The organism is Microcoleus sp. CAWBG58 (assembly GCF_020883045.1).
GTDB lineage: Bacteria > Cyanobacteriota > Cyanobacteriia > Cyanobacteriales > Microcoleaceae > Microcoleus.
In genome coordinates, this window is the sequence record NZ_JAHRFA010000003.1 from 68,847 (window position 1) to 81,736 (window position 12,890).

Annotated in this window: 9 protein-coding genes; 3 read left to right on the forward strand and 6 right to left on the reverse strand. The window is 44.9% G+C overall.

The annotated features are described in order from the left end of the window. Positions 1–251 precede the first annotated feature (251 nt). A complete protein-coding gene (locus QZ918_RS01760) occupies positions 252–722 on the reverse strand; it encodes a DUF4079 domain-containing protein (protein ID WP_293330344.1) in 471 nt (156 codons plus the stop codon). A gap of 96 nt (positions 723–818) precedes the next feature. Here QZ918_RS01760 and QZ918_RS01765 point away from each other — a divergent pair, with 96 nt between their 5' ends. Further along, positions 819–2,300, forward strand: a complete 1,482-nt coding sequence (locus tag QZ918_RS01765; protein ID WP_293330347.1) for an ankyrin repeat domain-containing protein — start codon at positions 819–821, stop codon at positions 2,298–2,300. A 309-nt stretch (positions 2,301–2,609) separates the two neighbouring features. On the opposite strand, the gene QZ918_RS01770 is transcribed toward QZ918_RS01765, so the two are convergent. Both QZ918_RS01770 and purH read right to left on the reverse strand, forming a co-directional pair. Continuing rightward, positions 2,610–3,560: a 2OG-Fe(II) oxygenase gene (locus tag QZ918_RS01770; protein WP_293330350.1), complete on the reverse strand. Its 951-nt coding sequence runs from the start codon at positions 3,558–3,560 to the stop codon at positions 2,610–2,612. 429 nt (positions 3,561–3,989) lie between these two features. Continuing rightward, on the reverse strand, positions 3,990–5,534 hold the full coding sequence (gene purH / locus QZ918_RS01775) for a bifunctional phosphoribosylaminoimidazolecarboxamide formyltransferase/IMP cyclohydrolase (protein ID WP_293330353.1): 1,545 nt from the start codon (positions 5,532–5,534) through the stop codon (positions 3,990–3,992). A gap of 547 nt (positions 5,535–6,081) precedes the next feature. Between purH and QZ918_RS01780 the strand changes: the two genes are divergently transcribed. Further along, positions 6,082–7,899 (forward strand): PAS domain S-box protein, encoded by a 1,818-nt coding sequence (locus tag QZ918_RS01780; RefSeq protein ID WP_293330356.1) that lies wholly within the window; start codon positions 6,082–6,084, stop codon positions 7,897–7,899. A gap of 136 nt (positions 7,900–8,035) precedes the next feature. On the opposite strand, the gene glcD is transcribed toward QZ918_RS01780, so the two are convergent. From glcD to QZ918_RS01795, 3 genes are all read right to left on the reverse strand, one after another. Continuing rightward, entirely contained in the window at positions 8,036–9,511 is a 1,476-nt protein-coding gene (gene glcD / locus QZ918_RS01785; protein WP_293330359.1) for a glycolate oxidase subunit GlcD, read from the reverse strand. A gap of 13 nt (positions 9,512–9,524) precedes the next feature. Further along, positions 9,525–10,409 carry a DUF6671 family protein gene (locus tag QZ918_RS01790; protein WP_293330361.1) on the reverse strand — a complete coding sequence of 295 codons (885 nt, stop codon included), beginning with the start codon at positions 10,407–10,409 and terminating at the stop codon, positions 9,525–9,527. A gap of 589 nt (positions 10,410–10,998) precedes the next feature. Beyond that, entirely contained in the window at positions 10,999–11,391 is a 393-nt protein-coding gene (locus tag QZ918_RS01795) for a DMT family transporter (RefSeq protein ID WP_293150051.1), read from the reverse strand. A 157-nt stretch (positions 11,392–11,548) separates the two neighbouring features. Between QZ918_RS01795 and QZ918_RS01800 the strand changes: the two genes are divergently transcribed. Beyond that, on the forward strand, positions 11,549–12,727 hold the full coding sequence (locus QZ918_RS01800) for a glycosyltransferase family 2 protein (protein ID WP_293330364.1): 1,179 nt from the start codon (positions 11,549–11,551) through the stop codon (positions 12,725–12,727). The last annotated feature ends 163 nt before the right edge of the window (positions 12,728–12,890 follow it).

Genomic DNA, 12,890 nt, shown 5'->3' on the forward strand with positions numbered 1-12,890 from the left:
GATTATCCATGGCGACGCACCCTACGACTGTTACTAAAAGATAGGGTTGTTTATTCAATTGTTGAATAACCAAGGTGCGTCGCTGTGAGATTGTCGATCGCGATCGAGGTATTATCCATGGCGACGCACCCTACGAGTGTTACGATTAAAGAAACCGCGTTTTTCGCAAAATTTACGTCTACAATGCGTATTTTCGTGAAAAACCCAGTTTCTGGAGATCCGCACGCAAGTCCTGAATCTTGCTCTAACGGTTACATTTTACTGATGATTCTTTGCAGGATTTCTACACCTGTTAGTGCCTGCCAGCCAAATAGCCCCAACAGCCCCACATTTAGAACGATGTGAGTGTATCTCGCCCAATCTTGACCTTTTTGCATGAACGGAGTCAGAGACGCTGAAATGGCAATTATGACGGTCATTCCCAACCCTGCTATTAAGTGCGGGGCGACAAATAGTTTGCCGTTGTTGATGTAGGTGACTGCCATTGCGCCGATCGCACCTGTTACCATCAAGCCTAGCAGCAAGGAGCCCATCTGATGGTGCTTGATATTGAATTTGCCTTTAATTAACTCTTTCTTGACATCACCTTCCGCACTTCTGGTACGGCGGATTTGAATTCCCAGATACAAAGCATAAAATGAGATTGCTAGCAATACCCACATTAAAACTGGGTGGAAGAATTGACTCCAAATTTTCACAGACTGCGGAATTTCCAGATTCATAGTGTTCTCAGGATTAGTAAACATACTTCATAAAACTTAGCATACCAGTAAGTCCGTCTCGTGCGACGGTACAAATATACGGTATGAGAGACTATTATGGCTGCCACTAAACAAGACGCTGTATTGATCCAAGCTGCCAAGACTGGCAACATTATTCACGTCCAAGCTTTACTCGCTAAGGGCGTTGAGGCTAATGCCAAAGACTCTGAGGGGACGACGGCTTTGATGTTTGCCTCTCAAAAGGGCTATACGGAAATCGTGCGTATTTTACTAAACAATGACGCTAATGTCAACCTCGCAAGCAGACGTTTTGGCCTCACGGCTTTGATGTTGGCGGCGGCTAACAAACAGGCTGATGTTATGCGGCTGTTGTTGGCGGCGGGTGCTGATGTTGGTGCTAAAAATGATGATGGAAGTACGGCTTTGATGGCGGCTTCTCTCAAAGGTGATATCAATGTTGTCCGGCTGTTACTCGATGCTAAGGCTGATGTGAATGTCCGAGATAAAGATGGCGATTCGGCTCTAAAAATAGCTGCTCTGTCGGGACACGAAGCTGTTGTTCAAGCTTTGGCTGATGCGGGTGCTGTTGCTGATAACTCTATGCTATTTTCAGCTATTAGTCAAGGTAGCGCTAAAATTGTCCGAATTTTGCTCGATCGCGCTGCGGATGTTAATCTTAAAAATCTACAGAGCAAAACTCCTTTGATGCAGGCTGCTACGGCGGACAATTTGGCGGTAGTTGAGACGCTGCTAGCTGCTGGTGCTGATTTGGAAATTCGCGACAAAGAGGGCGAAACAGCTTTAACTTTGGCTGCGGATTGCGGTAATGTTGATGCGGTGCGAGTTTTGCTGGCTGCGGGTGCTAATGCGAATGTCAAAAGTGGAGATGGCGGGACGGCTTTGATGGCTGCTGCTGCTGGGGGAAATGGAGCGATCGCACATATGTTACTAGATGCTGGTGCGGATATCAACGCGAAGGACAGAGATGACGAAACTGCGTTGAATTTTGCCGTGGTTGAAGGCTGTCAAGATGTGGTGGAATTGCTGTTAAACCGAGGTGCTTATGTTGGTTCGAGAAATCGGTTGGGCGATACGCCTTTGCTGGTGGCGGCTGTTCACGGTCACAGTGCGATCGTATCCGCTTTGCTGCAAAAAGTAAACTCAAATCGCCCAGATTTCCTGAATGCTAAAAACTTTGGCGAGACAGCTTTGACTCTAGCTGCGTTTCACGGACATACTGAAACGGTGAAAGCCTTGCTTGACGGCGGTGCAGATCCGAATATCCCAGCGGATTTGGGGAAAACTGCTTTAATGAAGGCGTGCGATCGCGGTTATCTGGCGATCGTCCAAATATTAGTCGAAAAAGGTGCAGATGTCAACTTGCTCGATGAGTCTGGCGCCACCGCTATCATGTGGGCAGCCCATCGAGGTTATGCTGATGCAGTTAAGATTTTAATCGCCGCTGGTGCAGAGTTAAATCACAAAAATCCGGGAAATTATACAGCTTTAATGTTGGCTGAATTTAAAGGTTATTCCACTGTCGTGAAATTGCTCAAAAACGCAGGAGCACAGGAGTAATAAGATTTGCGATTGAGTGCGTAGTCGTAGGGTGCGGATACTTGAAAATTGCTATAGCAATCCTTGCATCATTTGCATAATTTTTGTAGGGGTTCTTAAAGAGTCAGGCTGCCCCGATAGATAAGGGGTAGGCACGGGGGCACTACCCCTACAAATCTTCATAAATCATTTATGATTGCTATAACTAAATATTGACAATCTGACTGATCCGTACCTGATATAATTTCCGGTTGTATCGGTATTGTTTAAACACTCAACTGTCAACTGTCAACTGTCAACTGTCAACTGACGGTGCAACCGGAATTGATGTCAATCCGCTTTTCGCACCCAGCCATTAATAGTAAACCTACTGTCAGCAAAAGCTTTCGAGGGACAGTTGACTCGCAAAACTTCGTGCATATAGCGACTCAGAAAAAATACAATGCTATTATTGCGAGGCTCAACCTTTCTGAATGTCTCATCTGCAACATAAAAATTGTTCTCGACTTTGCTGTCGTAAATCAGCAATTCCCCGCCTGAAAAAGCCTTAGGTTCTCGGTTGAAATAATAAACGTAAGTAAAAAATCTACTGGCGGTATCTGGCGAACCGCTATCGTTATGAAGTTTGTAAAAGTTGTTGTCATTGTGCATTGTTAATTGAGCTTCTATGTCACCCAGCGCAAATTCTGGGATATTTAATTTACGCAGCACATCGGGGAGAATTGCTTTAATGCGATTTACCATCAGTGTGGAAAATTCTGGGAAGGAGTGAAGCACCATTGAGCGACGGTAATCTTCGGCATTTGTTGAGGTACTGGTAGTTACAAATTCTGATTCTTTGGCTAAAACATATTTAATTAGTTTGTTCTTTTCTGCGGTTGTCAAAAAGTTATCTATTTGGGCGTAGCGAGATATTAAATCGTCATTTACGGGTGCGGGGGCGGGAATTTCTGCGGGAATTTCTGCGAGAATTTCTGGGACAATTTCTAGGGGGATTGCTGGCTGCTGCGGTTGCGGTTGCTGCAAGAAAATTGGGGGTTCGGTGACTAATCCGACGAGATGTTCGGCGGGAAAGGAAAGGCTGGAACGCCCGTCGTCTATGGGGATTTGGAATAAGCTGGCAAAACCTACTGTCTGTTGCTGGCGATCGACTAATGCTTTGACAAGGCTGTGCAATAATGGTGTGTCGGATTTGAGCGTAATGGTGCACTGATGTCCGCCGGTAAGCAGGATTTTAACTTTTACGTCTTGGGGTTTAATTTGCTGTTCGCTGTAAGTCATAATTTTTGAAGGATACAACTGGGAACTTGTTAGGGATATAACAGTGCTCGTTGGTGTTAAAGTCTTGTCGATCCCCCCTAGCCCCCCTTAAGAAGCAGGTTGGTTCGCGTCTGGGCCAAGGTACGTTGTTGGGCTTCAGCCCTCTTTATAAGATTAGGAAAGAGGGCTGAAGCCCAACAACGTACCTAATTTGTCTGACGACAATAAAACCACCCTACTTAGCCCCCCTTAGGTCGGGGGGGACAAGAGTGTCAAAGTCTCCCGTCTTAGTAACGATAAAAGTGTTTTCTTTCGTCCCCCTTAAGAAGGGGGATCTAGACTCGGATACCAAGGAGAGATACAAAGCTTTTAGACTTAAGTTAAGACCAATGAACACTATTATATCCCTACACTATCGTACACAATTAAGAATTGCTATAGGTATTATTCCTAATGCAAAAAGTGCCGGATATCAGTAAAAACCATTGTGATTCCGAGTTGGTTGGCTGCTGCGATCGAATCTTTATCGCGCATACTTCCTCCCGGTTGGACGATCGCAATTATCCCCGCCTCGGCAGCCGTTTTGACGGAATCGTCGAAGGGGAAGAAGCCATCGCTAGCCAAAATCGCTCCTTTACTCTTCTCTCCCGCTTGTTCCAACGCTAGTTTAACCGATCCTACACGGTTCATTTGTCCGGCACCGACACCGATTGTAGTGCGATCGCGCGTCACAACGATCGCATTCGATTTAACGTGTTTCGCTACTTTCCAAGCAAACAGCAATTCTTCCCACTCTGCCGCAGTCGGTTGTTTCTCGGTAACGGCGCGCCATTTGCTAGTTTCTTCTACTAAATTATCCGATTCTTGTACCAGCAAACCACCTGCAATTACTTTCACAGTTTGCGCTGGGCCTTGAGTCAAATCCGGCAAAATCAATACTCGAACTTTCGCCTTTTTCTTGATAATTTCTTCCGCTTCTGGTTCGCATCCCGGGGCGACGATACATTCTAAAAATGTTTGAGTTAGCGCCGTTGCAGTAGCAGCATCAATCGGACGATTCAGAGCAACAATTCCGCCAAAAGCCGAGACTGAATCCGTGTCAAAAGCTTTTTGATACGCTTCGGAAATAGTCGAACCCAAAGCTGTACCGCAAGGATTTGTATGCTTCAGAATCGCGGCGGCGGGAGTATCGGGAAATTCTACAATTAGCCGCCTTGCTGCTTCTAAATCTACTAAATTATTGTAGCTCAATTCTTTACCTTGCAGGATGGTGCTAGTTGTCCAGCCTGTCGGTACAGTTCCGCTTTGATACCAGGTGGCAGCTTGGTGGGGGTTTTCGCCGTAGCGGAGTGTTTGCAGCTCGGTTCCCGATACGCTAAACTCCAGTGGTAGCTTCGATTCAGGCTCGGATTGGCTGCTGAGATAATTGGCGATCGCGCGATCGTAATTTGCTGTATGCTGAAATGTTTCTAACGCACATTTTTGCCGAAACTCTAAGGATGCTTCCGCGCCATTTTGTCGCAGTTCTGCTAAATAAGTATTGTACTGTTCTGGATTGCACAAAACTGTCAAATGAGCGTGATTTTTAGCTGAAGCTCTCAGCATCGCCGGCCCGCCAATGTCTATCTGCTCAATTGCGTCTGCTAACGTTACGCCCGGTTTGGCAATTGTTTGTTCAAAGGGATACAAATTGACTACAACTAGATCGATAGCCCGAATTTGATTTTCCGTTAAATCCGCGAGGTCTTGCGCTACATCGCGGCGCGCTAAAATACCTCCGTGGATTCGCGGGTGAAGTGTTTTGACTCGCCCGCCCAAAATTTCGGGAGAACCAGTATATTCTGCAACTTTCGTGACAGGGATTCCTGCTTCTTTGAGGGCGCTTGCTGTCCCGCCGCTGCTAATTATGTCAAATTCAAATTCTTCTACTAGACTGCGCGCTAAGTCGATTAGCCCGGTTTTATTGGAGACGCTCAGAAGTGCTAGACGTGCCATTGGTTTGAAATTGCGATCGCAAAAATAGACAGGTTACATTCTATATCAAATCTGGCGGCAGGTAGATAATTTGCTAATTGGTAATTGTGATTATTTCCTGAGACTTCAAGCATGAGCCTGCTTGTATGCCAGCGGACTTACTTCAAAATCATATAATAATTTATACTTGGCAATTGCTTCTAAATATTTATAACAGGGGAGTCGATAGTCTTATTTTGTCCCCTAGGAGGCTGATTGAAGCCATTTCTCGCCTTAATGGTTAGTTTTCCTACTACGTAAATCCCGATGTTGTTGAAATTACTTACTCAAGTGGAATAGATCATTCCATGGAGATAAATATTAAATTTCAAAAATATTTTAGGATGAATCATAAAAGTAATGTGTTAGCATCGAAGGGAAATTGTTTTCTGCCTAGATTAAAATAAAAATTTCGCGATCGCAACACCTTAATAAAAAAATGGTAGGTTTAAATATGTTTTTTCATGAAGCTGATTCAGGAAATAAGGTCAGTAATATTAGAAGTAGCCACAAAACACTTTCTAAAAATATGAACAATAGAATGGACTGTCAAGAGTTACCCCAAAAAATAGCCGATGATTGCATAGAATCCAATTTTGGACAATCTGACAGTATTAGTATTTGCGAAATGCAACAGATGCAGGAAGCAATTGAACAGTTAGAACACGATTTAAAAGCTAGTGAATCTCGGTTTCGGAATGCGATCGCCAAAAATGCTGACGGTATCGCAATCGTCAATAAGCAAGGGCTTGTATGTTTTGCCAACCCGTCAGCAGAAGCGCTATTTAACTGCAAAGCAGAAGAACTTTTAGGTCAAGAATTTTTTGGCACTTTGGTAGTAGAAGGTTCAGCTTGCGACATTGAGATGGACACGGATATTATTCCCCAAGTTGGAGAAACAGAAGCAGCAGGGATGCGTGTCGTGCAAACAGAAGTTGAGGCTATTCGCAGGCACAAAGCAAATGTTGTAGTAGAAATGCGGGTGGTAGAAACGGAATGGGAGGGAGAAATAGCTTATTTAGCCACGTTGCGGGACGTTACCGATCGCAAGCGCGCAGAAGAAATGCTTTGGTTGTACGATCGGGCTATGGCAGCTACCAGCACCGGAGTTACAATTTCTGACGCCACCAATCCAGAACATCCAATTATTTATTGCAATCCCGCCTTTGAAAGCATGACAGGCTATCGACGGGAAGAAATTATCGGCAAAAACTGCCGATTTTTGCAAGGAAGCGATACCGATTCCGAGGCATTAGAAATAATCCGCCAAGCCTTGACAACCGAAAGCGAATGTCAGGTAATATTAAAAAATTACCGCAAAGATCGAACAGTTTTTTGGAATTCTTTATCAATATCTCCAGTGCGCGACAAAACAGGCAAATTAACTCATTTCATCGGCGTACAGAGAGACATCACAGATCGCAAACAAGCCGAAGAATCCTTGCGAAAGTCCGAAGCACAAAGCAGAGAACAATCAGCACAACTAGCAGCAGCACTTGACGAACTAAAAAATACTCATTCCCAATTAGTTCAAAGCGAAAAAATGTCCAGTTTGGGATTGCTGATTGCCGGAGTGGCTCACGAAATCAACAACCCCGTCAGCTTCATTCACGGCAATCTCGCTTACCTCAAAGATTATACCCAAAACTTATTTCACCTCTTAGAACTTTACCAACAACATTATCCCAATCCAGTCCCTCAGATTCAACAAGAAACAACAGAAAACGATCTCGACTTTTTAGCTGAAGATTTACCCAAAATCATGTCTTCAATGAGCGTAGGCGTCGAGCGCATTTGCCAGATTGTGCAGTCGCTGCGGAACTTTTCGCGGCACGACGATTCACAGATGAAACCCGTTAACCTCCACGAAGGTATTGACAGCACGCTGTTAATTCTCAATCACCGCTTGAAAGGAAACGGCGAAATGCCACCAATTCAAATTGTCAAAGAATACGGAAATTTGCCGCTTGTAGATTGTTTCGCCGGGCCTATAAATCAAGTTTTTATGAATATTCTCAGCAATGGAATTGATGCTTTAGACGATCTAAAAATTAGGGAAGATTGTCAACAAATGTCAGAAGATTTCCGCCAGATTATAATTTGTACCGAAGTTATCGACAATTTTGTAGAAATCAAAATTGCTGACACCGGGCCGGGAATAACTGAAGAAGTCAAGCAGCGCATATTCGATACATTTTTTACTACGAAACCCGTTGGTAAAGGCACGGGAATGGGTTTGTCAATTAGCTATCAAATTATTGTAGAAAGACACAAAGGGGAATTGTATTGCACTTCAGAGTTGGGCAAAGGCACGGAATTTGTTATCAAAATGCCGATCGCACATTAGCACGGTTAGCCATAATAAAAAATGTTTGTAGTGAGGACTTTAGTCCTTCTTGATGAAAATATAAGAAAGGACTGAAGTCCTCACTACAAACTGAAAATATAAGAAAGGACTGAAGTCCTCACTACAAACTGGGGATTTAAAAAACTTCCGCACCCTCCAACTTTTTCATAGCTTCAACCTTAGCCTTCGCCGCTTCCCCGCAAGTCTTCGGCGTCGGAAACATCTTCCCAGGATTTGCCAAACCTTTCGGATTAAACACGTGACGCACCCACTGCATCGTCTCCAAATCTACCTCCGAAAACATATCCGGCATAAAACACTTCTTATCAGCACCGATACCATGTTCCCCCGAAAGACTGCCGCCAACTTTCACGCACAACCTGAGAATTTCTCCGCCCAATTCCTCCACCTTTTCCAACGCACCTTTTACCGAATTATCGTACAAAATCAGCGGGTGCAAATTCCCATCTCCCGCATGAAATACATTCGCAATTCGGTAGCCATATTTTTCGCTCAAACCCTCAATCTCTTTCAAAACATAAGCCATTTGCGTGCGGGGAATTACGCCGTCTTGCACGTAATAATCCGGGCTGAGATGACCCGCCGCCGCAAAAGCAGCTTTGCGCCCTTTCCAAATTTTCATCCGCGTTTCCAAGTCATGAGCCGTGGTGATATTTCGCGCTCCATTCTGCTTGCAAATATCCGCAATTCGCTGTTTGTTTGTGGCAACTTCCACTTCTAAACCGTCGATTTCTACGAGCAGAATTGCGGCCGCATCGCGGGGATAACAACCAGTTGCTACGACATCTTCTACAGCATTGATGCTGATATTGTCCATGATTTCCATGCCGCCGGGAATAATGCCCGCACTGATAATATCGGAAACCGATTCGCCCGCTGCTTCTATGCTAGGAAAATCTGCCAACAAAACGCAAATCGATTCTGGCGCTTTCAGGATTCGCAGAGTAACTTCTGTCGCGATACCTAAAGTGCCTTCGGAACCGACAAATACACCAGTTAAATCGTAACCGGGCATCTCAGGAATTTCGCCACCGACATCGACAATCGAACCGTCGGGAAGTACCAATTTCAATCCTAAAACGTGATTGGTTGTCACGCCATATTTGAGGCAATGAACGCCGCCGGAATTTTCGGCAACATTACCGCCAATCGAGCAAATAATTTGACTCGAAGGATCCGGTGCGTAGTAGAAACCGGCACCGCTAACTGCCTGCGTTACCCAGTTATTAATTACTCCGGGTTGTACGACTACTTGCTGATTTTCTAAGTCTACTTTCAGGATTTTTCGCATCAGGGCGGTGACAATCAGCACGCAGTTTTCTACAGGTAAAGCGCCGCCGGAAAGCCCCGTTCCTGCGCCTCTAGCCACCCAAGGAATCGAATTGCGATCGCAGATTTTGACCGCATTTGCCACTTCCTCCGTAGTTCGCGGCAATACCACCAGGGCGGGGCGCTGGCGGTAGCTGGCGAGTCCATCGCACTCGTAGACAATCAATTCTTCGCGGCGCTGCACTACGCCGTTTTTGCCGACTACAGCCTCAAATTCTTTAATAACGGGTTTCCAGTTGCGTTCTGTTGCTACGGCTATCATTAGTAACTTATTTTTAAGGGTTGCAATACTGACACTGACCGGGATCGGCAGTCTCTCGACCGTCGGGAAACAGTTCTTCTTTAGTATAACCGCAGTTTTTGCATAGATAAATTTGCGATCGGACTAGCTGAGTCGGAAAATTGCAAAGTCCGCAGGGCAACCCGATTTTCCTGTCTGCAATCTCGAATCCCGGCCAACCGCACTCCGGGCACAATTGCTGGAAATTTTTCACTAAATCGAGAGTTGCATTTTCAATATTTTTCATCCGAGTGGGATTGTACATCGCCCGCATATCTGTTTCGACGTGAACTTTGCCAGTTGAAGATTTTTTCAAGCCTGCTGATACAGCATCAAAAAGTTTTTCTTCTGTCACAATGCCCTTGACAATTTCACCCTTGCCGAGTGCAGCATCGCCAACTACAACCACCAGTCCGTGTGCGGGAAATCCCGCTTTTTGTGCAAAATACTCGGCTTCTTCTATACTTGCAACTAACTGGTGACTGTAATTAGTTTCCAATGACAAAGATTCGCCGACAAGTTCGATATTGTTAGCTCTATCTAATAAAATTACAATTTCTCTGTTGGCTGGCAGATACGGCATCATTGGGTGAGGGCCAAAAGTACCTTCGCTCGCAAATGCTAGAGTTTCGCCCGCAACTTCTAGACCTTTTTCTGCTTTCTGGCGAGCCGCTTCTATTTGAGTACCTAAACGCTTAACTTCTCTAGTGAACGTGCCGAATGCGTCAGTGTCAAAATCCGCAGGTACGCTAATTATGACGCCTAATTCTCGTTCCAAAATCGGAGCCATCACCCGTTCTTTTTGGTGCATAGTAGCAAGAACTGCCGTGCGACTTATTAATAGTTGATGTGGATTCATAGACTCAGAGGACAGAGACATATAGCCTTTCTCAAAAAAATGAGTTACTCATGGGCATAGGGCATAGGGCATGGGGCAAAGAGGGCATGGGGCAAAGAGGGCAAAGAGGGCATACCTCACCACGCTTGAAAACCGCTATATTGCAGGATTATTTCATAACAGAGGACTCACATATACCCTGCGACCTAAATTATCAATTCAGCACTCAATTATCAATCTTATACCATTTATCTTAACTGTTGCTACAACATAATTTTTGAGTTGGTTTGCTCAATTCGCGATGGCATAGGTGCGTCGCAATGAGACGATCGATTTTATACTATGGATTTTAAATTGCGACGCACCCTACCGCTAAAATTATTCAATCTAAAATCTAAAATCTAAAATCTAAAATCTAAAATCTAAATAGGTGCGTCGCAATGAGACGATCGATTTTATACTATGGATTTTAAATTGCGACGCACCCTACCGCTAAAATTATTCAATCTTCAATCTTCAATCTAAAATCTAAATAGGTGCGTCGCAATGAGACGATCGATTTTATACTATGGATTTTAAATTGCGACGCACCCTACCGCTAAAATTATTCAATATTCAATCTAAAATCGTATTAATTGCCACCAGTCACCCCCCCAGCCTGACCTCTGAGTACAAAAATTACTCCCGTCATAATTAGCCCCACACCTACCAACCGCAGTGGTGGCAAAGGCTCGCCAAATACAATTTTGCCGCCCAAAACAGTAAACAAGTAACTAATTGACAGTAAAGGCGAGACTATGCTAATGTTGGCGCGAGACAAAACTACGATAAAGCCGATCGAAGAAACTGCATACAAACACAGACCTCCAACTATCAAAGGCTGAGTTGCCATTGCGATAACTTTTTCAACTAAATTAGCAGCGCCAATCGGCCCTAATATTTTCGCTCCTGCTTTCAGACTAAATTGACCCACAACACTGCACAAAATAGCAGCGAGCAAAACTAGAAAAACGCTTCTACTCATAAGTTTAAGTAACCTATATTACAGCAAAAATTGCCATTCCTAAAAACTGGAAAAACTTAAATTAAGTTTTGTTTAGTTTTCTTCACCACTAATAATTTAAGCATAGATACTGGAACAGTAAGTATTGTCGATCGCCAGTAACGCCTGGAACAAACATATGGCAGAACAGACCAACACCAGCGACGAATACAGTCTCGAACTCTCGATACTCATGCCCTGCCTCAACGAGGCAGAAACTTTAGAAATCTGTATCGAGAAAGCACAGAAGTCCCTGCGCGAACTTAATATTGCCGGCGAGGTCATAATAGCAGACAACGGCAGCACTGACGGTTCTCAAGATATCGCCACCAGAATGGGGGCCCGAGTCGTACCTGTAGCAGCCAAAGGTTACGGCAGCGCCCTGATGGGAGGCATCCTAGCGGCGCGCGGAGTTTATATTATCATGGGTGACGCTGACGACAGCTACGACTTTTCGCACCTGGGCGCCTTTGTCGAAAAATTGCGGGGAGGCTGCGATTTAGTCATGGGAAACCGCTTTCAAGGGGGCATCAAACCAGGGGCCATGCCGCCGCTGCACAAATATTTAGGAAATCCGGTGCTGACATGGGTTGGGCGGTTATTCTTTTCAAGTCCCGCCGGCGACTTTCACTGCGGGCTCAGAGGTTTCAGGAGAGACTCAATTTTGAAACTCGACTTGCAAACAACGGGGATGGAATTTGCCAGCGAAATGGTTGTCAAAGCCTCGCTGTACAAGTTGGGGATAACTGAAGTCCCAACGGTACTCTCTCCCGACGGCCGCAGCCGCCCGCCACACCTGCGAACTTGGCGAGATGGCTGGCGGCACCTCCGATTTTTGCTGCTGTACAGTCCCCGGTGGCTGTTTCTGTATCCCGGTACGGCGCTGATGGTGTTGGGTTTAATAGTTGGCATTTGGCTGTTACCGGGTACTCAAAAAATCGGGAGCATCAGCTTTGATGTACATACGCTGTTGTATGCTGCGATCGCAATTATCGTCGGTTTTCAAGCCGTAACATTCGCTTTCTTCACCAAAATTTTCGCCATCAGCGAGAAACTGTTACCGCAAGACCCCAAACTCAACAAAATATTTCGCTATGTCACCCTAGAGACAGGATTGATCGTGGGAATCACGCTAATATTAATCGGAATAATTGGCTCGTTCTTGTCATTAACTATCTGGAGCAAAACAGATTTCGGTTCTCTAGACTCCTCTAAAACTCTCCGTTTAGTTATTCCCTCCCTCACGTGCCTGACAGTAGGTTTGCAGATGGTTCTGTCTAGCTTTTTTCTCAGCGTTCTGAGCTTAAAACGCAGGTAAAATAATTCAACCTCAAATCTTATTACAATTGTCAGCAAAGATAATTTGAACCCGCCCAAAAACAGATACAGGCTGCCGGCGCCTGGAGTGGATATCCCCAGACTTTAGACCAAATTTCAAGCTACCCAATTCATCTGTGGAGTAAATCTAAAATCTAAAATTT